This window comes from Nonlabens xiamenensis (assembly GCF_003865345.1).
Classification (GTDB): Bacteria; Bacteroidota; Bacteroidia; order Flavobacteriales; family Flavobacteriaceae; genus Nonlabens; species Nonlabens xiamenensis.
On record NZ_RMVE01000002.1, the window covers coordinates 40,854 to 63,094 of the forward strand.

Genomic DNA, 22,241 nt, shown 5'->3' on the forward strand with positions numbered 1-22,241 from the left:
CACACTGTCTTATCTCAGCACTAACTTTTGGACTAATTCGCGACCCAGATGTTCGTTGAGATTGTTGATGATTTTAGTACGACCATACATCAATTCTTCTCGTAATACAGAAGAAGATAAACTGATAAATAATGTACCAGCCGTGAATTTTACCTGGGTGGTATAATTAATCACTCCAGGGCCCATCACTTCCTGCCAAGCTTGTTCAATATCAACTTTTTCAAAACCTTTTTTGAGTTTGTTTTGAGATTTAAAATCTTTTAAAACTTCGCTCATGTTGACCCACTCATCCTTCTTATTATTCCTCATCCATTTCAAATTTTTGGTAGGTGTACTCGGTACCATTTTCGTGTAGTAGTACTAAAGTGTTGGCATCTACTTTTTTAATTGTTTGTTGATAGGCTTGTTCACCTTCTTTAAAAATCAGAAGCAAACTATCTCCCATTTCTTTCCACTGAAATGGCACCGGACTTCCATAATTGATCATGCTACCATCGTATGTCGGGCTCACCCTACTTTTAACCCCTTTGGAACCGTTAATTTCAAAATGATCTAAGTGGTTCGTAAACGGGAATTCTCTTTCACTACCATCCGCAAGAATAACTTCCTCTATACTCCAGTAACCTTCTAGCAAACTTATACTTTCTGAGGTAGAAGATCCGCAGGAAGTCAGCAGGAAAGCAAACAGTATTAAACTTATGACAGATCTCATAACTTGAAGATTTTGTAGGATTGTTGGGTCGCTTTTACCACCGATTCTGTGCGTTCAGGATGTGTATCACTGATCAACAATTGACCGAACTGCTCGTCGTTAACCATATGGATAATCTGACTCACCCGTTCTTCGTCTAATTTATCAAAAATATCATCCAAAAGCAAGATGGGAATAGTCCCGCTTTCTTGCTTGATAAACTCAAACTGGGCCAGTTTCAATGCCGTAAGAAAGCTTTTTTGTTGTCCCTGACTACCAAATTTTTTAATAGGATGGTCATTGAGCAGGAATACCAAATCATCTTTGTGAATCCCCACACTGCTATATTGCAGCTGCATATCCTTCTGTTGAGCATCTTTGAGCAACTGATGAGGGTCTCCTTTCTTAAAATCAGCTTTGTAGTAAATACCTACTTCTTCCTGGGTATTGGAAATCTGGGCGTAGTACTTCTTAAATATGGGTTCAAACTTTTGCAAAAAAGTGAGGCGCTTGTCATAAATACCAATGCCTAGATCAGTCATTTGTTGATCATAAACCGCCAAAGCAGTACTATCAAAGGATCGGTTGGCTGAAAAATATTTAAGCAATGCATTGCGCTGCTGAAGTAATTTATTGTAGTTGATCAATTGCTGCAGATAGGTCTGATCGCCCAGAGAAATTACCCCATCCAGAAATTTACGTCTGGTATCACTTCCTTCTATAATCAAATCACGATCTGCCGGCGAAATAATGACCAAGGGAATCAAGCCTATGTGTTCACTGATCTTATCATAGATCTTTCCATTGCGTTTTACCACACGTTTAACTCCACGTTTGGCGCTTACGGCCACTTTTTCCTCCTTGTTATTTTTACTAAAAACACCCTCCAAAACAAAAAAATCTTCATCATGCTTGATGTTTTGGACAGTCACTGGATTAAAATAACTTTTGGCGAAAGCCAAATGATATACCGCATCCAATACATTGGTTTTTCCAACACCATTATTTCCAACAAAACAATTGATCCTTTTGTCGAGCTCAAAGTCGGCAGAATCAAAGCTTTTGTAATTGATAAGACTGAGGGATTCCAGGTACATAATCGTTGTTTGCGTCTTCGGCATGGCTTCTGAATGGTCTAGCGTTTAAAATTAATTAACTGTCAGTCAATTAATTCACTTACACTTAAAGCGCTACATGCCCAGCTTTTTAGCGGTTAAATGATCATCCCTATTCAGGGGCAATCATTACCGCACAAATGTAACCCAACAAAAGGGAGTGAATAAAGCTTTTACACATTTTTATATATCGATAAAAATTCTATTTTTGCGCGTTCAATGATAGAAGACTATGGCAACTTATAATAAGAGAGGATATAAAAAACCAAAAGCTAAACCAGAAAAGGACACAGAAGAGATCTTTGATGATTCTGAGTCTACAACGGCCGAAGTTTTTGGAACGCTGGATGAAGGAGCCAACAAAACCGAGCAATGGGTAAGTAAGAACCAAAATGCGATCATGATCGTGATAGGATTGATTGCTCTAGGGGCGATCGGTGCATGGGCTTATACTCAGTACGTGAAGGCACCCAAGCAGATTGAAGCCATCTCTGAGGCCAATGAAGCTAATAAGTACTACGAACTGGCATTGAATTCTACCGGAACCCAAAAGGACTCTCTTTATAACCTGGCATTGGAAGGAGCCAACGGTAAGTACGGTTTGATCAAGATTGCTGAAGAGTATAAAGGTACTGATGCTGGAAATATAGCGACCTACCAAGCGGGTATGGCTTACCTGAACATTGGAGGAGACAAATACCAAAAGGCTATTGACTATTTAAGTCAGTATGATGGTGGTGATTCTGTTTTGGAAGCCATTGCACAAGCCGGTATAGGAGATGCTTTACTACAAGTTGGACAAGCTGAGGATGCTGTACCTTACTATATGGAAGCAGCTGATGCCAATCCCAATGAATTCACTACGCCTAAGTATCTTTTAAAAGCCGCACAAGCAGCTTTAAAGTCGGGAGATCAATCGACCGCCGTTAAAGCCTTGGAGCGCATAGAAGAAGATTATCCCGAAGCCGACCAATACCAAACTGCCATGGTGTTGTTAGGACAAGCCAGAGCTGGAGCCAATTAATTCTTTATGGCTACTGTTGGTAAAGATCTTTCCCACTATGACAAAGACGGCCTGCCGGATGCTTCTGGCATGCGTATCGGAATTGTAGTGTCTGAATGGAATGATGATATTACCGAAAACCTTTTTAAAGGAGCACATGAAACTTTGGTAGATTGCGGTGTGGATACCGAGCGAATTTTCAGAATGGACGTTCCAGGTTCATTCGAATTGATCTATGCCTGTAAAAACATGCAGTATTCCACGTACCCTATCAAAGACAGTAGATTGCGAAAAGGTCTAGACGCTATAATTGCGATAGGAAGCGTGATCAGAGGTGAGACCGCCCATTTTGATTTTGTATGTCAGGGGGTTACCAATGGCATCAAGGACCTCAATCTGAATAAGTCCAGGGTTCCTGTTATTTTTTGCGTGCTAACCGATGATACGCACGATCAATCCGTAGCGCGCAGTGGTGGTATTCACGGCAACAAAGGCAGTGAAGCTGCGGTAGCAGCCATCAAAATGGCGGCCATCAAGCAAGGATTATAACTTCAAAGTTTTGCCCCTCGTCTAGTTAACGGCCTGCAAGTATTATTCCTTAGGTTTCTTCAAAAAGCCGTAGAGTTGGTATATACCTAGTGCGAATAAACCAGTAGCAAGGACCCACTTATAAGATTCCATTTCCATTTCCAGCACCCATTTTTCATAGAGTTTCCAGCCTCCGATACCTATAAATAATAAGGCCAGGAAAAAACTGAAATATTTCTTGACGGGTGAATCAGAATCAGTCATTCCCTTTAGGGATTAAGGTGTACACCAGATAAAGCCCGTAAATAATCAACCCTGCCGACAAGACAAGTCGCCAGTTAGGTAAAACTTCTTCAGTGTAAAAATGAGAATAGAGACGATAAGCGCCAAATCCAATAAAAACTGCGGCCATCAAGCCACCTAGCACAGGATTTCTTTTAGGTACTGCCATAAATAGTAATTGAACTTCAAATATATATAAAAGCACTCCTTTAAAGATAGGAGTGCTTCTAAAAATGCATAAACAGTATAGGGGAACTACTTAGGCATTGAAATATTTAGAGTTCCAGATGACCTTGTTAAAATTCTTACCGGCGGCAAATGAATAGTACAACACCATACTCGCAATGGATTTAAAAGTAAAGAAAAAGATCAGCACATACTCTACTCCACTAGTGTCTTTTGAAAAAAGCCCATTGGGTATCAGAAACGCCGCAAGTAAGCTGACCAATACTGTACTGAAAATAAGGTTCTCAAAGCTTTTAAAACTCCATGCCCAAAGTTTTCGGAACGGGTGCAAATCATTTCCCCACTTGTGAATCAGGTAAAAATATCCATTACCAATCGGAGCAAACAACAAAGGATCATCAGCATCCTCCAATTTAAACATTTTGGAAGGCGCTACAATTTTAAATCCCTTTAAGGTGATATCATGTTGTTTTTCTAGGCTTTTGATTTCCTGCAAAGCCTCTCTAGGGATATCATTTTTAAAATACTTGGTGTCCAGGAACCTCAACCGGTAATCCACACATATTTCACGAATCTGATCCACGTGATATATTCGTCCGGTTTCTAATTGGTCAATATCAAAATGATTCCTAGGTGTTGGTTTTTGCGGAGACTTCATCCTGGATATTATCGCATCCTCGTGCAAATTATCTTGTTCAAGTATAAAAGCCACTTGATCCATCAAGTCTTTTTCTTTTAAGCTTTTGTCTCTTAATTTTTTGAGTTGGTCTTCGATATTGGTTCTGCTCCACATAGAATTCATCGTTTAAGGAACGGGAAATAAAAACTCCCTTACGCCCTAGGTCGTAAAGGAGTTCCAATCATTTCAATAAGTTATAAATCTTATCTCAATACTGCCCCCAGTTGGGTTTCCAATTGCTGGCGTATCTTGTTCATGGCTTTATCAATTTGTTTGTCGGTCAGGGTTTTTCCATCATCCTGCAATTTAAAATTCAGGGCATACGATTTTTTCCCTTCGGGTAACTTATTCCCTTCATAAACATCAAACAACTGTACCTGTTTTAATATCTTTTTTTCGGATTGTACGGCTACTTCTTTTAATTGTTTGAAATTGATGTTCTGATCTACCAACAAGGCCAGGTCACGTTGTACCTCTGGGAATTTAGGTATGTCAGCAACCTTGCGATAGTCGCTGGATACCAATTTAAGTACCTCATCCCAGTAGATATTTGCATAATACACCGTTGTTTCAATCCCAAAATGTTTGGTCAGTTTCTTTTTAACCACTCCCAAATCAGCAATTTTTGGTCCGCTGCTCAAAGAAATACCTTCTGACAACATATCTAATTTTGTTGGCTTCTCATTGATTTGTTGCAGCCCTAATCGGTCAAAAAGCGCCATCACTGCTCCTTTAAGATAGAAAAAGTCGGCTGGCTGAGCGTTGTTGCTCCAATGCGCCTCACCTGTATTGCCAGTAGTCAGCAAACTCAAGTGCTTATTTTCAGTAAACTGTCGGTCTTGATATTGGTGATAAGTATGTCCAAATTCAAACAACCTTAAATTTTCCTGTTTGCGGTTCAGATTATAGGCGATGGCTTCTAAACCACCAAAAATCATACTCTGACGCATCACAGATAAGTCACTACTTAATGGATTGAGGATACGCACTTCGTTTTTAGCTTGTATATGCTCTGATAACTCTTGATATTTTTCGGAAGTCAAGCTGTTGGCCATCATCTCCAAAAATCCCTGACCACTGAGTTGCTGGGCAGCCAAATGTTGTAGTCGGTTATTTTCAAGTCTGGAAGAGGCTGCAATGGTGGCATTGAGCTTAGTAGATACTTCTATACGGTCGTAACCATACACTCTCAGAATTTCCTCAATGACATCGGCAGGGCGTGTAACATCATTTCTATAAGCAGGTATGGTAAGTCCCAAACCAGCTTCAGTCACGTTGTTCACGTTGATATCCAAACTGCGCAAGATACTTTTGATCTCTTCCCGCGGAATTTTTTTCCCAATCAGAGAATCTACCTTGGCAAAAGGCAAGAAAACCTGTTGGTCTTCAATTTTATGCGGATACAAATCCATGATGTCGCTGGACACTTCGCCGCCAGCAGTTTCCTTGATCAATATGGCGGCCCTCTTCAGGGCATACTCGGTAATATTAGGGTCTATTCCACGCTCAAACCTAAAAGACGCATCGGTGTTGAAACCGTGTCTTTTGGCCGTTTTTCGCACACTCACCGGATTAAAGTAAGCACTTTCCAAAAAGATGCTGCTGGTATTTTCAGTTACTCCGCTGTTCAGTCCTCCATAAACACCTGCGATACACAAAGGTTTGTCCGCATCGCAGATCATTAAATCATCCTCATGTAACTGGTGCTCTTCACCATCTAATGTAGTAAAAGGGGTTCCCTCAGGTAAAGTCTTCACCAGAATCTTGTTGCCCGTTATTCTAGAGGCATCAAAAGCGTGTAAAGGCTGACCCAACTCATGCATAACATAGTTGGTAATATCTACCACGTTATTTTTTGGGCTAATTCCAATGGCTTTCAAACGGTTCTTGATCCAGTTTGGAGATTCTCCAATACTCAAGCCAGTCATGGTCAAACCACAATATCTAGGGGCAAGTTCTGCCTTTTCTACCTCTATATCAATGCGCAGACTGCGGTTATCCACATGAAAGCTACTGACCGAGGGTGTGATAAACTCTACTGGATCTTCCTGTACAGCCAGTCCAGCCCTAAGATCCCGTGCCACTCCCATATGAGACATAGCATCAGCTCTGTTAGGTGTTAAACCAATTTCGATTACTTTATCACTGACCAGTTCGATCACCTCACTCATGGGTGTTCCCGGCGCCAATTCCTGATCGAGCACCATGATTCCGGCATGAGAAGTACCAAGACCAAGCTCATCCTCTGCGCAAATCATACCATGGCTTTCTTCGCCTCTGATTTTACCTTTTTTGATCTTCCAAGGCTCGCCTTTGCTATCGTAAAGTGTGGTTCCTACGGTAGCTACTGGCACTTTTTGACCTACTGCAACATTGGGCGCACCACATACAATCTGTACCTGCTGGCTCCCTAAATCGACTTGGGTCAATTTGAGCTTATCGGCATTGGCATGTTTTTCACAGGAAACAACATGTCCCACTACTACGCCTTGCAGCCCTCCCTTAACGTTTTCAAAAGTAGAGACTCCTTCCACTTCCAATCCCAAGGAAGTCAATAGGGCGGTATGCTTATCAATGTCATCTGGCACGTTGATAAACTGCTTGATCCAGTTGTAGGAGACTTTCATAGGTACGCTGATTTTTAAAGTCGGTAAAGATAGTGTTATACCCGCTTTCGCGAAAGCGGAACCAACAGAAACCGCTATATCAATGGGCTAAAAACCCAATCAGACAGAATTATGGAAGGATGGATGGAAAAGTTTATTTTTAGACTACCTAAAACTGGAAGAGTTATGAAAAATCTTGTCGTACTTACAGGTGCCGGAGTAAGCGCAGAAAGTGGAATCAATACTTTTAGGGATGCCGGCGGGCTCTGGGAAGGTCACGATGTCATGGAAGTGGCTTCTCCTCAAGGATTTGCGGCCCAGCCCGAATTGGTACTCGATTTTTATAACAAGCGACGTGCACAGCTCAAAGAAGTGGAACCCAATGCAGCCCATCATTGTATTGCCGGATTGGAAAGAAATTATCATGTGCATGTGATCACACAAAATGTGGATGACCTTCATGAAAGGGCCGGTTCTTCTCAGGTTCTGCATTTGCATGGCGAACTCAGAAAAGTGCGCAGTAGCGTGAATGAGCATGACATACGTTACTGTGAAGAGGATATACATTTAGGCGATTTGTGTGATGCTGGCCATCAATTACGCCCACATGTGGTGTGGTTTGGCGAGGCTGTGCCCGCCATGGATAAGGCGATCGCCATCACGTCCAAGGCAGATATTTTACTGATTGTGGGCACCTCCCTACAAGTCTATCCAGCGGCTGGGCTCAAAGACTTTGTTTCTCACTCTACCCCAATTTACTTGGTAGATCCAGCCCCAGCGCTGGATTCACTTGGCAGGTTGACCGTCATTAAGGAAAAGGCCGGAAAAGGTGTGCAGATGGTGGCCGATATGATTTCTTGAAATTAAGCCAAGTGGACAAAGCACAGCTTCATAAAAAACTTAAGGTTTTACTCGCGTACAAAAAAGATCGGGTAGCGATCGGTACAGCAGTCGTGAAATACAATCTACTGACGGCATTGATTGAACTGTGCCACCCTGAAACAGGTGTTTCCCACCAAGCTTGCTGGGCGCTGGAACAAGTATTTTTAAACCATGAAGAGGCTTGCCATGCCCATATAGCAGATATGGCTGAACTTTATGTATTACCAATCAACTCCTCTGGGATGCGATCACTCAGCAAAATAGCGGCTATCATTGCCAAAAAATTCTATGGCCTTCGGGCCAATGTGTGGCAAGATATACTTAGCCTAGCCATGCGTGAAAAAATGCTGGAGGGATGTTTTCAAATTTTATTGGACGACCAAGGAAAAACAGCCAATCTAGCTTTTGCAACCCGAGCCGTATACGAATTTGGAAAAGAGTTTGAATGGGTGTATCCTGAATTGGTCCCCACTGTCGAACACTTATTGCAAGATAACCCCAGAGGCTATACCGCCTGTGGTGCCAAAACATTATTGCTGATCGCCAACAATGGGTCATAGATCCAACCTGCATTCAATCTAGATTTCCCTTATAAAACTAGCCTTAGTTATTTAAAAAGACCGAACATCCCTCAACACCGGATGGACCTTTTCAGGAATCAGCAATGACTTACTTCATTTAACGTGGAATAACTGCTCTGCTCTGGGCTGAAATTTGTATTTTAGCACGCTTTAAAGCCACAATTATGCCTACTGCTTTACAAGCTATTTCACCTATCGACGGACGTTATCGTTCCAAGGTTGATCGCCTCGCTGACTTTTTTTCAGAATCTGCTTTGATACGTTATCGCGTACTTGTGGAAGTCGAATATTTTATCGCTTTAAGCGAAAGTGGCATCCCACAGCTACAGCCTCTGTCCGAGGATAAGGAAGATCAGTTGCGGGCTTTGTACAGAGAATTTAATGACTCCCATGCGCAAGCCATTAAGGACATTGAAAAAGTCACCAACCATGATGTCAAGGCAGTAGAGTATTTTCTAAAACAGAAGTTTGACGAATTGGGTTTGGAAAAACACAAGGAATTTATACATTTTGGGCTTACTTCTCAGGATGTAAACAATACTGCTATCCCGTTATCCATTAAGGATGCCATTGACGCAGTGTATCTTCCGGAACTGGATAATCTCAAGGAATCTTTGAATCAATTGGCCATAGCATGGAAGGAAATTCCACTACTTGCACGTACACACGGACAACCTGCATCCCCTACCCGACTGGGGAAAGAATTTTATGTGTTTGTCGTCCGATTGGAGGAGCAGTTGGAAATGTTAGATCGGGTGCAGCATGCGGCGAAATTTGGTGGAGCCACCGGAAACTACAATGCGCATCACGTGGCGTATCCACAGATCAATTGGCAACATTTTGGAGAGGATTTTGTCGAAAACCGTCTGGGCTTAAAACACAGCTTTCCTACCACGCAGATAGAGCATTATGACCATATGGCGTCTCTTTTTGATACCTTAAAGCGTATCAATACCATACTCATAGATCTGGATCGGGATATATGGACCTATATTTCCATGGATTATTTCAAGCAAAAGATCAAAAAAGGAGAAATAGGTTCCAGTGCCATGCCCCACAAAGTCAATCCAATTGATTTTGAAAATTCTGAAGGAAATCTGGGGATTGCCAACGCACTATTTGAGCATTTGTCAGCCAAACTACCCATTTCCAGATTACAAAGAGACCTGACCGACTCTACCGTTCTGCGCAATGTTGGTGTTCCCATTGCTCATACTGTACTGGCTTTTAAAGCCACTTTAAAAGGTTTAGGTAAATTATTGCTCAATGAAGAAAAGATTGCAGAAGACTTGGAAAACAATTGGGCGGTAGTCGCTGAAGCTATCCAAACCATTTTAAGACGTGAGGCATACCCCAATCCTTATGAAGCCTTAAAAGAATTGACCCGCACAAATGAAAAAATTACAGGTGACAGTATTGCTAGATTTATAGACAACCTTCATGTGGATGAATCCATAAAGCAAGAAATGCGTGCGATCAGTCCGCGTAGCTTTACCGGTATTTAATCGATGTTTTTATAAAATTATTCGAACTCCCAAAGATTAAAGGTCTTTGGGAGTTTTTTTACTCCTAATTTAAGTTAAAGGGAATATAATTCGCATATAATTAAGGAAAAAACCTACCTGTATTCCTAGATTGCAGTCAACTAAAAAACAGAATATGGGAATTTTAACGATTATTTTAAACATCCTTCTTCCACCTTTGGGCGTGGCTCTTAGTAAGGGAATCGGAAAGGATTTTATCATCAACGTCATTTTGACTTTGTTGGGATGGCTACCTGGAGTAATCCATGCTTTTTATGTGACCTCCAAATAAAAATTTATTTTAATAACAAACCTTAAAACAATCAATTATTATGAAAATTAAGATATTATCAATTTTTGCACTGGTAGCAATGATGACCAGTTGTGATGTGAAAAAAGAAGAAAGCGGCGAACTTCCAGAATTGGATGTGGACGTAGAGGCTGAAGCAGGTAATTTACCAGAATACGATGTAGAATGGATGGATGTGGATGTAAGTACCACTACCAAAATGGTCGAAGTCCCGAAACTGGTCGTAGTCATGGAAGAAGAAGAAATAGAAGTTCCAGTTATTGATTTTGATATGCCAGGAGACAAAAACGAAAGAACATTGACTGTCGAGGCAGAAGTTTCTGGTACGGATCACGACTTGGACATTCAAGAGGTAAGAGCTTCCAAAAACAGATTGTATGTCATTTCAACTTTAGAATCAAATGATACGGATCTGGAAGACAAAACCATTCGTAAGCAAGACCAAATAATGATAAATGCGCCAGATTTAGATGTGCAATATATTATCGTAGGTGAAAAACCAGATCGTGTATTTAATAGCAACAATATGTATGTGAAAAGTATGAACGATCTGAATGAAAGTATTTCATCTGCCAAAGTGATCTACAAAGATTAATTATAAGTATTAGGATTTATCGAAAAAGCTCCTTTGAAAGGAGCTTTTTTTATGACCGATTTTAGGGTTTGAAATTGATTACCAAGCATTTTGAGATCATTGATACCTGGAAACCTTAATTTCATCATTGTGCTTCATTAATCGAGAGGCTAGTTTTCGCTGCGCTTGGTCAGAGAATTTCCATGGTTCTAGACGTTCCATTTTACCCTGTTTTGGAAAAAAGCCCAGGTATTCGGCGCCAATTTTAATTTCTCGTAGATCCTTATAAAACACGTGAACATCTTCACTATCTTTCTTTTGAAACACCAACCTTTCTGGATAGACAACAACGATTTGTCGGGTGATGATGTCTTTGCTCCACCCATCACACATCACTTGAAGGCCAATTAACAATAGACCTACACCTACTAAAAATGAGAAAACATCTTCCAGAGATACAATCATAGTCAATGCGATCGCAATGATTAGAAATCCGCCAAGTATTAAGATCAACTGAAGGAACCAATTCCGTGTAGTGATCAAAGACAGATCCAATTGATCTACAGGTGATCCTTTGGGCTCAGCAAATCCGTATTTCCTGTATTCATTCTGTAAGACTTTTAAAATACACCAACGTACAAAATAAAACATCACCATCCATAGGACTACGGTTAATTGATCCAGGTTTAAAAAATCATGAAAAATATAGATGAGCATGGCCCCTATATAAATCACTCCAGTAAAATGAACAGAAAAAACTGGAGGACTCGAGCTTTTCAACACATTCCTCTGGGAAAATAACTTATTCAGTAAGTTTTTGTTCATGGCAGTCGGTGTGGTATTGGTCAATGCTTTTTGGCTTCTTCCCAGAACACATCCATCTCGGCCAGTGTCATATCTTTTAAGTCTTTTCCCAAAGCCTTGGCTTGTTGTTCCAAGTATTGAAAGCGTTTGATAAATTTTTTATTGGTGCGTTCCAAGGCATCTTCTGGATTAACGCCCAGGTGTTTACCATAATTGACAAGGGAAAACAACACATCACCAAATTCGGCTTCAATCTGGTCCTTATTCCCGGTGCGAACTTCTTCTTCCAATTCGCCTAATTCTTCTTCCAACTTTTCACGGACTTGTTCGGGGCGTTCCCAGTCAAAACCTACTCCCGCCACTTTGTCCTGAATGCGGGAACTTTTTACCAAGGCAGGCAGCGATCGTGGAACACCTTCCAAAACACTTTTCTTACCTTCTTTTAATTTCAAAGCTTCCCAATTGGCTTTGACCTCTTCTTCATCGGCAACTTTAACGTCGCCATAGATATGGGGGTGTCGTGAGATAAGTTTATCACAAATCCCATGGGCGATACTGGCGATGTCAAAATCTTTTGTTTCCGATCCTATTTTGGCATCAAACACTATATGTAGTAATAAATCACCCAACTCTTTGGGGATCTCTTCCATATCCTTGTCTAAAATAGCATCACCCAATTCATAGGTTTCTTCAATCGTCAGGTGCCTCAAGGACTCCAGAGTCTGTTTGCGGTCCCAAGGGCATTGCTCTCGCAGCTCATCCATAATGGTCAACAGGCGATCCAGCGCTGCCAATTGTTCTTTTCTATCGTTCATACATCCATCCTTTTTTGATTTGCTGCATATTTAGCCAACGGCAGCGTTATATTCTGCGTCAGGCTTATTATCTTGTCACTTTGAGCTGATCTATTTTTACAAGCCTGTTTGAACAAGAGTATTGGTCTTATCGCTTTCGCGAAAGCGAAGTCCACAAAATCTTAGTCTGGCATAAAATTAGTAGGTCCATGATTAAAATTGACAATATGCGTATTTTATTTCTTATAAGTTGTTCACTCTTTCTAATGACGGCTACTGCACAAGACTATATAACTGACGAGCAAATGGAAGAAACCGTTATGGTGGAAGATGATCAGGTCAAGCTCCTATATTTTACAGCACCCTGGTGTGGCCCCTGTCGCTATATGGCTCCTGTCATGAAATCAATCGCTGAGGACCCATCGGTCAATGTGAAGATTTATAAGATGAATACAGACGACAATAAAACCGATGACATCTTAAGGGTGAATAGTATCCCTACCTATTTTTTTATCAAAAACGGACGCAAACTGGGACAAAGCGGTAGTGTGATGAAACGCGAGGATTTGGTCAAAATGATCGAGCGACATGATCGCATGAAAGTAAGTGGAGATCGATTGGCCTATAAGGGAAAACCATCCCAATATGAATTGGTGGCCGGTGCACATGAAAAACTCTCCGTAAAAAACCTGGAAACACTGTGGTATGCTCCCCATCAATTGAATGAGTTGGCCTGGAAGATTTACCAAAACCTTAGCGAAGAAAAAGATTTAAATTGTGCGCTGGTGTTGGCCAACCGCTCGATAGAACTAGAAACTTTTACCTCCAACCTGGAGACAAAGGCTCATTTGCTTTATAAACTTAACCAAAACGCACAAGCTAAAAAAGCCGCACTTAAAGCCAAACGCCACGCTCAGAAAAATGGTGATTTCACTGGAATCATTGATGAGCTATTAGATAAACTGGCAACAGAATAAACTTAGAGCGAACGTAAAAGCTCCTCCAGGCGATTCTGGCATTCTTTCTGCCGATCCTCATCAGCACCTGAAAGGGCCAAAGATCGGCAATCATACGCAATTCTACTCTGCTCATTAGGAGTTACTTGCCTCATCCAATCCAATTCTTCAACTAATAAACTGTCGGATACTAAAGCAGCAATCCTTAGTCTAGAAAAAGCAAAAATAGATTGTTTCTGATGATGATTAGGCAAGGTTTTAATAAGCTCATAAGCTTGCTCAGCAGAGGAATCCAAGGCCATACGCAAGCTTCTGTCTCGAATTATACTTGAATTCTCCAACTCTCTCATCCGTCCGCGTGAACCGGAAATCACATAACGATCAACGTACTCTTTCATCATTTGACCGTAACTGAATCCGTAGAAAACATTGTAAATATTAACAATTTTCCATTCCTGGTCGCGATTTTTGTCCAGATACACAGTTAGATGATCGTAGACTTTGTTATTCTCCCGATTGTTGAAAGCATAATTAAGGCGATACACTTGATCCTTTTGATGAATATCAAAGAGTGTTGCTTCCATATTCCCTTCTCGCAAAATCATCATACTCTCATCAATCAGCGCATCAAATCTACTGTCAAAAACGCTGTAGCCTAATTGACGATCTGTAGGCGTCAGGTTTTTAAAATCATTTCCCAATCGCCAGGCAAATAGTGACGGATCAAATATTGATTTGATTTCGTAGGGTTGATAGGTGTTAAAAGCTTCTTCTAGATCAAAAGCTATTTGTTCAACTTCGGCCAATTCTTTTGGATCTTCCTCTGCAATTTTTTCAGATTCAGATCTACATGCCATCAAGCATAAACCAGCCGTCAGACCCCATATAAAATTCTTCATGTATTAAATTCCTTTGACAAAATCACTGTAAAGATCATTGAATTGATATCCTTGCGTAAAACGTTTTTTACTGAGTTTATCAAATTCAACCAGCGACCAAAGTATGAATTCCTTCATAAAATCACGATCAATAGCCAGAGTTTCTGGCTGGTACTTTTGGACCAAATCTTCCAAAGGCTCCACCTGTTCTAACAAAGCAATATAATCTGCTTCATTTAGTTCATCGAGTAATTCCAATCCATCGTTTTGAAAAAACCACTCAATTAACTTGTCATAGGGCGTTTCCTCATTGGCTTTGACCAGTTTCTTAATTTCAGGGAAATACTGAGGAAACAATGTTTTGGTCGCCGCCCCAATCAGTTCTTGAGCAACAAACGCAGCTCCCTCCTGCTCCCCTTCATAAACGAGTTCGATTTTGCCGGTCACCGCAGGAATCACACCTATGAAATCAGAAAATCTCACTTTAGTTTTTTGATCACCGTTCATCAGAGCTCTTCTTTCGGCGGCACTGAGTAAGTTTTCATAAGCAGTGATACTTAGCCGTGCACTTACCCCACTTTTTTCATCTACGTATTCGCTTTCCCTAGCACTAAAACTGATTTGTTCCAGCAGGTCTTTGGCCAATTCAGGAACGTAAACTTTTTCTTGGGTACGCTCGTCACTTTTGGCCTCTTGTTGGGTAATGGTTTTGGCGATATCGATACTGGTCGGATAATGGGTTAATATTTGCGATCCGATCCGGTCTTTGAGTGGAGTAACAATACTTCCTCTATTGGTATAATCTTCAGGATTGGCGGTAAATATAAACTGCATATCCAAAGACAATCTGAGTTTAAATCCCCTGATCTGAATATCTCCTTCCTGAAGTATATTGAATAGCGCTACCTGAATGCGCGCCTGCAAATCCGGAAGTTCATTGATTACAAAAATACATCGATTGGCCCTGGGGATCATTCCGTAATGGATCACACGATCGTCTGCATAACTCAATTTGAGCCGAGCCGCCTTAATGGGATCTATATCACCAATGAGATCAGCCACGGTAACATCTGGGGTGGCCAGTTTTTCAAAAAATCGGTCGTCCCGGTGCAACCAGGCAATGGGCGTCTGATAACCCTGTTCACCGATAAGTTCACGAGCGGTACGTGAAATAGGATGATAAGGATCATCATGGATTTCACTGCCTTGGACATAGGGAATATATTCATCCAACAATCCAGTCATCAAACGGGCCAATCTGGTTTTGGCCTGTCCCCTTAATCCCAATAAATTAATATTGTGTTTGGATAAGATGGCCCGTTCAAGTTCAGGAATAACCGAATTTTCATACCCGTGAATGCCCTCAAAAGAATTAACGTCCTGTTCTATATTTTTAATCAGATTACTTCTGAGTTCGTCCTTGATGGATCTGGAGGTCCAGTCAGAAGCTTTTAATTCTCCCAGGGTCTTGATTGTTGTGATGTCCATATACGCCGCAATATTTGAGTACAAAGTACGATTCGGCAGGCTGGCAGGCAATAATTAAAGAATGATTTAACGATTGTGTTTCCACTGACATGTCAAAACCTGGAAAAACGTTTTCCCCAGAAACTCTTCATGAGAATTTCCCTTCAAAAATTGAATAATGATTGATATTTTACCACAACAACCTCTTCAAACAGTTAAATTGAAATGCTGGTCTTCAATACATACAGACCAAAGGTGCTTATTTTCAAGACATCCAATACGATGAAGATAATATTTTCAACCGATCATTCTTTCTGGCAGCAGGAAGTAAAAATTTGAGTTCGAATTTTTCGATTAAAAAATACTTTGATCCTGTCTCGTCTAATATCCAATTGAGTTTAAATGGAAGTTATTTGCAATACTTCAACATCATTAACAATTCAGATCTTCGCGACAATGAATTGTATAATCTCAACTCAAGCCTGGAATGGAATACCAGTTTTGGTTTCCCTATCAACTTAAGTAACGAATTGATCTACAACTATACAGAATCAAGATTTGATAATGATGCAACCCAGTTCCGCACCTTGAATTACAATACCAAATTGATTCTGAAACTTAAAAAGTCCTTTACTTCCAGTCTAACTTCCAATTATTTTGATCCCAACTTGGGTAATCAGTCCGATCGTATTCATTTTATGGATTTTAATTTTCGTTATACTTCACCAACGGGAGATTGGAATATCAATTTGACCGCCAACAATATTCTTAATACCTCTTTTTATAATCGCGTGGAATTAACCGATTTTACGCAATCAAGTTTTCAGAATCAATTGTTAGGACGAGTAATCATGCTCTCCACCGAATTCTCCTTTTAAATTGACGTAAATAGAAGCCTAATTAACTTGGAGAAGAATGGTCACCTACTTCTTGTGAGGCAAATCCTTAATTAATTGCTAGTATTTAACTGATATACTTCCACAATCCCTTTTTGTTTTGAAGGAATTGCATCACCCGTTTGACATTAGCATGTTGTCGGGACTGTAATTGGGGATCTTCATGCAACAGACCTTTGGCCACTTCACGGGCGTGGGCAAGTATCTGGTTGTCTTTTATGATATCTGCCAGTCTTAAAGACATGACGCCACTCTGACGGGTACCCATCAAGTCTCCTGGTCCTCTGAGCTTGAGATCTACCTCGGCAATTTCAAACCCATCTGTAGTTGACACCATTGTTTCTAGGCGAGTTTTCGATTCTGTGCTCAATTTATGACCTGTCATCAAAATACAATAACTCTGATCGGCACCACGACCTACTCTACCTCTTAATTGATGCAATTGGGATAAGCCAAAACGCTCGGCACTCTCAATGATCATTACACTGGCGTTGGGCACATTGACCCCAACCTCGATTACCGTAGTAGCCACCATAATCTGCGTTTCTCCCTTCACAAACCTTTCCATCTCATAATCCTTGTCTTCTGGTTTCATACGACCGTGAACAATACTGACCCTATATTCGGGCAGTGGAAATTCCCTCACCACACTTTCGTAACCGTCTTGAAGATCTTTGTAATCCAGGGTAGCCGATTCCTCGATCAGGGGATACACCATATATATTTGTCGGCCTTTTTTTATCTCGTCGCGTATAAAGGCAAAAACAGCTAATCTGTTTTTATCATACCTGTGTACTGTTTTGATCTCTTTACGTCCGGGAGGTAATTCATCAATGACTGAAATATCTAAATCTCCATATAGACTCATCGCTAAGGTACGCGGGATGGGGGTCGCAGTCATCACCAAAATATGCGGTGGCAGGTCATTCTTTTTCCACAACTTGGCTCGTTGGGCTACGCCAAATCGATGTTGCTCATCCACAATCGCCATTCCTAAATTAGCAAATTGCACTTTATCTTCAATTAATGCGTGGGTTCCAATCAAAATATGCAGACTTCCCTCTTCCAGCGCTTCATGGATGGGTTTACGATCTTTTTTACTCACAGAACCTGTAAGCAAAGCCACCTCAATTTCAGTACCTGCCAATAGCTCGGCTACGCCCGTGTAATGCTGTTGTGCCAATATCTCGGTAGGTGCCATGATACAGGCCTGAAACCCATTATCAATAGCTAGCAAACACGTGAGTAGAGCTACGATGGTCTTGCCAGAGCCGACATCTCCTTGAAGCAACCGATTCATATGGGATCCTGTACCCAGATCTGACCTTATCTCTTTAACTACTCTTTTTTGCGCACCTGTCAATTCAAAGGGTAAATGTTGCTGAAAAAAATTGTTGAAATGTTCACCGACTCGATCAAAAACATAGCCTTTGATCTTTGTTTTGCGCACCCTATTTTGAATTAATAATTCCATTTGAATAAAAAAAAGCTCTTCAAATTTGAGTCGGTAAATAGAGGCTTGCAATTTTTCCTGAGAGGAAGGAAAGTGAATTTCTACCATGGCCTCGTTTTTAGGCATCAACCGCATGGCTTCCAACAAATGGGTGGGCAGTGTCTCTACAAATGATCCGTGGATCTCACTGTACAATCGTCTCATTAGTTTGACGATGTAGGTATTGGTAATCTTGCGTTTGGACAAGGTTTCTGTGCTGGGATAGATGGGCGTCATCGCGCTCCTTTTCCTGCTTTTATGGTCTCTGAGCAACTCGAGTTCAGGATGCGCCATACTGTATTGCGCACCATATCGGGCTACTTTGCCAAAAGCTACATAGGGTTCATTGATTTTCAACATCTCCCGGATTTGCTTCTGACTGCGGAACCAAACCAATTCCATTCTTCCAGAATCGTCGGCAAAAGTGGCTACCAGACGGGTGGACTTTCCAGTACCTGCTGTTTTGACGTTGATGATTTTACCTATTACCTGGACTTGGCCAGCTTCGGGAACTAATTGATTGACCTTGTAATATTTAGTTTTATCAATGTATCGATGGGGGAACAAATTGGCCAAGTCGCCATATGTCTGTATATGCAGCTCATTGCGCAACAATTTGGCCCGTTCCGGTCCTACGCCAGATAAATAGTCAATGGGAGTGGATAGGAAGTTTAGTGGCAATGCTACAGGTTGTTTTAGCGATACGACCAAAGGTAACAGCTATCCAGCGAATAACCAATAGTCATAAATGTACCCACAAGACTCCTGAAATCTTGGGCAAAACATGTTCTAACTATTTACTGGTGAAAAGACTAACCTCTGCGTCGTTCCAACAAAATCATCATCATCAGCCCCAGCATAACGCGCTCCTTATCGTCCTCGTCAATATCTGCCGTTTTGACCAATTCAAATTCCTTTCCAAAGAAAGAAGCTTGTTTTTTGAGTTTAACTACAATTTGTCCAGCCTTGTTGGTCACATTATAGGTCGGGTTAAACATATATCCTGTAAAGAAGCCTAAAACAGGTATCTCGCCTACCATAGAATCTGCAACACGCACCCAGGCATTGGCTTCCTGAACCTTGTACTGCGGATTATTATTTTGGTCTACAATATCGTATTCGGCTTTCCACATGCTGCGCCAGCCCTTTCTGGCGATCTTACCAATCTCGTTGCCATTAGCATCAAACATCGAGTAAGCCGCACTGAAATCCAACCATTTATTAGCCTTGATGGTAAACAGGACTTTGGATTTACTTTCATCGCTATAAATAGTAATCGCCTCCTTCAGCTTGAACATCTTTTGTTTGACATAAGCTATGGTTTGGCCAGAAGCGTTTTTGGCGGTAAAGTCATTGCTTAAGGTCGTAATCTTAAAAGAAAATCTAATGGGATATTGAAGGTTGAGCATGGGTGAAATTTGATGGCAAATTTAGTTTTTTTTCGCTTTCGCGAAAGCGGAATGATCCGTAAGTTGCTAATTCTAGTCCAGTAGTTCCAACTTGGCAAACCTCAACAGCAATTTTTTGAGTCCGCCGACTTTGAAATTGATTTCCGCTTTCTTTTCTCCTCCTACACCTTCCAATCCTACCACTGTACCTTGTCCAAACCTGGCGTGTTCCACTTTCATTCCCGGCTTGAGATCTCCTTCAAATCCTGCTGGCGCGCTAGAGCTACCTGCTCGGTTGACCGGTCGCATTTTGCGCAATTTGCGAATTTGGTCCTCTGTGGGTTTATTCACACTGGGCGGCGTACCGTTTTTGGGTTTGGTCTGTCTAAGCTTGGACTTATCAGGTTCATCCCAAAGGTGATCAGACAAAGCGCTTTTGTATCGATATTCATCTGGCGGTGTGGTGTACTCCAGATATTGGTCGTCAATTTCTGTAATAAAACGGCTAGGCTCTGCATCAACCAATTTTCCCCAACGGTAACGGCTCAAGGTATAAGTCAGGTAAGCCTGATGCTCTGCCCTGGTCAGCGCCACGTAGAAGAGTCGGCGTTCTTCCTCTAATTCCTCCCTGGTATTCATACTCATACCGCTGGGGAACAAATCCTCTTCCATTCCAACTATATAGAGATAGGGAAATTCGAGTCCCTTGGAGAGGTGCACTGTCATCAGAGAAACCCGATCCTCATCACCGGTATCCTTATCCATATCTGTAGCCAGCGCTACATCTTCCAGAAATTCGGCCAGCGCGCCACGTGCATCGGCAACCTCTTTCTGTCCATCCACAAAATCACGCATACCATTCAACAACTCTTCAATGTTTTCGATACGAGAAATACCTTCCTGAGACCCGTCCTTTTTCAATTCGGTCAGCAAGGCGCTCTTCTTGATAACGTATTCGGTCAGCTCAAAAACATTCTGTTCTTCTTCAAGGGCCTGAAAGCTCTTGATCATGGTTACAAAATTCTTGAGCTTGGTCTTGATTGAACTGCTGATACCGGCATCTACCCTATCGATGTTTTCTATCACTTCAAAGATACTGCGGTCGTAATGTTTGGCGGCTACGATCAAGCGATCCATGGTGGTACTTCCGATTCCGCGCGCGGGATAATTAATGACCCGTTTTAGCGCTTCCTCATCCTTGGGATTAATGATCAGCCTCAGGTAGGCCAGTACATCCTTGACTTCCTTACGCTGATAAAAGCTGAGTCCGCCGTAAATACGATAAGGAATATCTTTTTTGCGCAAGGCATCTTCCATGGCACGGGATTGTGCATTGGTACGGTACAAAATGGCAAATTGGCTATTGTCCAATTGGTGTTGCATCTTGTTTTCAAAAATTGAGCTCGCGACATATCTACCTTCTTCGGCATCGCTCATCAAACGGTGCACGATAATCTTGGGCCCATCAGTATTGGCGGTCCAAACTACTTTGTCAAGTTTGGTTTTATTGTGCTCAATGATGGAATTGGCCGCCTCGACAATATTTTTGGTAGAACGATAATTTTGCTCCAGTCTGTACGCCTTGACCTCATCATAATCACGCTGGAAATTGAGAATATTATTGATATTGGCACCTCGGAAGGCGTAGATCGATTGGGCGTCATCACCCACCACACAAATATTTTGAAACTTGTCCGACAAGGCTTTAACGATCAAATACTGAGAATGGTTGGTATCCTGATACTCGTCCACCAAGATGTATTGGAAACGATGTTGGTATTTGGCCAATACATCGGGAAAGCGATTGAGTAATTCGTTGGTTTTAAGTAGCAGGTCATCAAAGTCCATCGCTCCAGCCTTAAAACAGCGCTCTACATATTCTTTATAGATTTCTCCAAACCTAGGTCTCCTTGCCATGGCATCAGCTTCCTGTAAGTCGGCATCGTTATAATAGGCACGAACGGTAATGAGACTGTTTTTTAAGGAAGAAATACGATTATGGATCTGTTTATATTTATAGACGTCTTTATCCAGCCCCATTTCTTTGATGATTGCGCTTACTAAGCGTTGGGAATCCTGAGAGTCATAAATTGTAAAATTAGACGGATATCCAAGCTTGTCAGCCTCCATACGCAGTAACCTGGCAAAAACCGAGTGAAAGGTACCCATCCACAAGTTCTTGGTTTCGCTAACCCCAACGATATCCCCAATACGCTTTTTCATCTCCCTAGCGGCTTTATTGGTAAAGGTGAGAGCCAAAATATTAAACGGATCCACCCCTTGTTGCATCAGATAAGCGATGCGTATAGTCAATACCCTGGTCTTACCGGATCCTGCACCGGCAATAACAATCATAGGTCCTTCTTTTTGTAATACAGGTGCGCGTTGGGCCTCGTTAAGTTGCGAAATAAAATCCTCCAAAATAGCTTGTTTTTCCAGGGATAAAGATAAGCCTTGTACAGCTTTTGACCTTGGTTTTAGTACCTGCTTTCCGCTTGTTTTATCCACATTTCAGGGATGAATGCCATGGGACGATTATTGTTAAATCTCGCTTTCGCGAAAGCGAGATCAAAACAACTCCTCAACACAGGATCATAAGGCTTGCT

23 protein-coding genes are annotated in these 22,241 nt (G+C 41.5%); 9 read left to right on the forward strand and 14 right to left on the reverse strand.

The genetic code is table 11. The features are described 5' to 3' along the window. Positions 1–9 precede the first annotated feature (9 nt). The 3 genes from EGM47_RS05155 to recF are packed head-to-tail and all read right to left on the reverse strand — an operon-like array spanning position 10 to position 1,788. Positions 10–309: a DUF721 domain-containing protein gene (locus EGM47_RS05155; protein WP_124979735.1), complete on the reverse strand. Its 300-nt coding sequence runs from the start codon at positions 307–309 to the stop codon at positions 10–12. Then, complete coding sequence (locus tag EGM47_RS05160; RefSeq protein WP_124979736.1) at positions 299–712, reverse strand: lipocalin-like domain-containing protein; 414 nt, start codon at positions 710–712, stop codon at positions 299–301. The genes EGM47_RS05155 and EGM47_RS05160 overlap by 11 nt, the downstream gene beginning before the upstream one ends. Beyond that, positions 709–1,788, reverse strand: a complete 1,080-nt coding sequence (gene recF / locus EGM47_RS05165; protein WP_124980329.1) for a DNA replication/repair protein RecF — start codon at positions 1,786–1,788, stop codon at positions 709–711. Before recF ends, EGM47_RS05160 begins: the two co-directional genes overlap by 4 nt. A gap of 250 nt (positions 1,789–2,038) precedes the next feature. Here recF and EGM47_RS05170 point away from each other — a divergent pair, with 250 nt between their 5' ends. After that, positions 2,039–2,830, forward strand: a complete 792-nt coding sequence (locus EGM47_RS05170) for a tetratricopeptide repeat protein (protein ID WP_124979737.1) — start codon at positions 2,039–2,041, stop codon at positions 2,828–2,830. 6 nt (positions 2,831–2,836) lie between these two features. Then, positions 2,837–3,358 (forward strand): 6,7-dimethyl-8-ribityllumazine synthase, encoded by a 522-nt coding sequence (gene ribH, locus EGM47_RS05175; RefSeq protein WP_124979738.1) that lies wholly within the window; start codon positions 2,837–2,839, stop codon positions 3,356–3,358. Positions 3,359–3,400: 42 nt separating this feature from the next. On the opposite strand, the gene EGM47_RS05180 is transcribed toward ribH, so the two are convergent. From EGM47_RS05180 to pheT, 4 genes are all read right to left on the reverse strand, one after another. Then, positions 3,401–3,601 (reverse strand): hypothetical protein, encoded by a 201-nt coding sequence (locus EGM47_RS05180; RefSeq protein ID WP_124979739.1) that lies wholly within the window; start codon positions 3,599–3,601, stop codon positions 3,401–3,403. After that, positions 3,594–3,788 carry a hypothetical protein gene (locus EGM47_RS05185; protein WP_124979740.1) on the reverse strand — a complete coding sequence of 65 codons (195 nt, stop codon included), beginning with the start codon at positions 3,786–3,788 and terminating at the stop codon, positions 3,594–3,596. Before EGM47_RS05185 ends, EGM47_RS05180 begins: the two co-directional genes overlap by 8 nt. 90 nt (positions 3,789–3,878) lie before the next feature. After that, complete coding sequence (locus EGM47_RS05190; protein WP_124979741.1) at positions 3,879–4,598, reverse strand: hypothetical protein; 720 nt, start codon at positions 4,596–4,598, stop codon at positions 3,879–3,881. An 89-nt stretch (positions 4,599–4,687) separates the two neighbouring features. Then, on the reverse strand, positions 4,688–7,111 hold the full coding sequence (pheT, locus tag EGM47_RS05195; protein ID WP_124979742.1) for a phenylalanine--tRNA ligase subunit beta: 2,424 nt from the start codon (positions 7,109–7,111) through the stop codon (positions 4,688–4,690). 165 nt (positions 7,112–7,276) lie between these two features. On the opposite strand from pheT, the gene EGM47_RS05200 reads away from it, so the two are divergent. From EGM47_RS05200 to EGM47_RS05220, 5 genes are all read left to right on the forward strand, one after another. Continuing rightward, on the forward strand, positions 7,277–7,951 hold the full coding sequence (locus EGM47_RS05200) for an SIR2 family NAD-dependent protein deacylase (protein ID WP_124979743.1): 675 nt from the start codon (positions 7,277–7,279) through the stop codon (positions 7,949–7,951). An 11-nt stretch (positions 7,952–7,962) separates the two neighbouring features. After that, positions 7,963–8,532, forward strand: coding sequence for an adenylosuccinate lyase (locus EGM47_RS05205; protein WP_124979744.1), 570 nt, complete (start codon positions 7,963–7,965; stop codon positions 8,530–8,532). Between the two features lie 185 nt (positions 8,533–8,717). Continuing rightward, positions 8,718–10,058 carry an adenylosuccinate lyase gene (gene purB / locus EGM47_RS05210; RefSeq protein WP_394341785.1) on the forward strand — a complete coding sequence of 447 codons (1,341 nt, stop codon included), beginning with the start codon at positions 8,718–8,720 and terminating at the stop codon, positions 10,056–10,058. 154 nt (positions 10,059–10,212) lie between these two features. After that, on the forward strand, positions 10,213–10,368 hold the full coding sequence (locus tag EGM47_RS05215) for a YqaE/Pmp3 family membrane protein (RefSeq protein WP_124979746.1): 156 nt from the start codon (positions 10,213–10,215) through the stop codon (positions 10,366–10,368). Positions 10,369–10,408: 40 nt separating this feature from the next. Continuing rightward, entirely contained in the window at positions 10,409–10,981 is a 573-nt protein-coding gene (locus EGM47_RS05220) for a hypothetical protein (RefSeq protein WP_124979747.1), read from the forward strand. 96 nt (positions 10,982–11,077) lie between these two features. On the opposite strand, the gene EGM47_RS05225 is transcribed toward EGM47_RS05220, so the two are convergent. Both EGM47_RS05225 and mazG read right to left on the reverse strand, forming a co-directional pair. Continuing rightward, the gene (locus tag EGM47_RS05225) at positions 11,078–11,785 is read right to left on the reverse strand and encodes a hypothetical protein (RefSeq protein ID WP_124979748.1); all 708 of its coding nucleotides are present in this window, start codon (positions 11,783–11,785) and stop codon (positions 11,078–11,080) included. A 20-nt stretch (positions 11,786–11,805) separates the two neighbouring features. Next, a complete protein-coding gene (gene mazG / locus EGM47_RS05230) occupies positions 11,806–12,579 on the reverse strand; it encodes a nucleoside triphosphate pyrophosphohydrolase (RefSeq protein ID WP_124979749.1) in 774 nt (257 codons plus the stop codon). A gap of 188 nt (positions 12,580–12,767) precedes the next feature. Between mazG and EGM47_RS05235 the strand changes: the two genes are divergently transcribed. Continuing rightward, entirely contained in the window at positions 12,768–13,535 is a 768-nt protein-coding gene (locus EGM47_RS05235) for a thioredoxin family protein (RefSeq protein ID WP_240642292.1), read from the forward strand. Positions 13,536–13,537: 2 nt separating this feature from the next. Here the strand turns inward: EGM47_RS05235 and EGM47_RS05240 are convergent, their stop codons facing one another. Next, the gene (locus tag EGM47_RS05240; protein ID WP_124979750.1) at positions 13,538–14,413 is read right to left on the reverse strand and encodes a hypothetical protein; all 876 of its coding nucleotides are present in this window, start codon (positions 14,411–14,413) and stop codon (positions 13,538–13,540) included. A gap of 3 nt (positions 14,414–14,416) precedes the next feature. Beyond that, positions 14,417–15,880: a MoxR family ATPase gene (locus tag EGM47_RS05245; protein ID WP_124979751.1), complete on the reverse strand. Its 1,464-nt coding sequence runs from the start codon at positions 15,878–15,880 to the stop codon at positions 14,417–14,419. 314 nt (positions 15,881–16,194) lie between these two features. Between EGM47_RS05245 and EGM47_RS05250 the strand changes: the two genes are divergently transcribed. Next, positions 16,195–16,737, forward strand: a complete 543-nt coding sequence (locus tag EGM47_RS05250; protein ID WP_124979752.1) for a porin family protein — start codon at positions 16,195–16,197, stop codon at positions 16,735–16,737. An 85-nt stretch (positions 16,738–16,822) separates the two neighbouring features. On the opposite strand, the gene recG is transcribed toward EGM47_RS05250, so the two are convergent. The 3 genes from recG to EGM47_RS05265 form a co-directional block, all read right to left on the reverse strand. Continuing rightward, on the reverse strand, positions 16,823–18,928 hold the full coding sequence (gene recG / locus EGM47_RS05255) for an ATP-dependent DNA helicase RecG (protein ID WP_124979753.1): 2,106 nt from the start codon (positions 18,926–18,928) through the stop codon (positions 16,823–16,825). 131 nt (positions 18,929–19,059) lie between these two features. Further along, positions 19,060–19,656: an LURP-one-related/scramblase family protein gene (locus EGM47_RS05260; RefSeq protein WP_124979754.1), complete on the reverse strand. Its 597-nt coding sequence runs from the start codon at positions 19,654–19,656 to the stop codon at positions 19,060–19,062. 72 nt (positions 19,657–19,728) lie between these two features. Continuing rightward, positions 19,729–22,056, reverse strand: coding sequence for an ATP-dependent helicase (locus EGM47_RS05265; protein WP_124979755.1), 2,328 nt, complete (start codon positions 22,054–22,056; stop codon positions 19,729–19,731). Between the last annotated feature and the right edge of the window lie 185 nt (positions 22,057–22,241).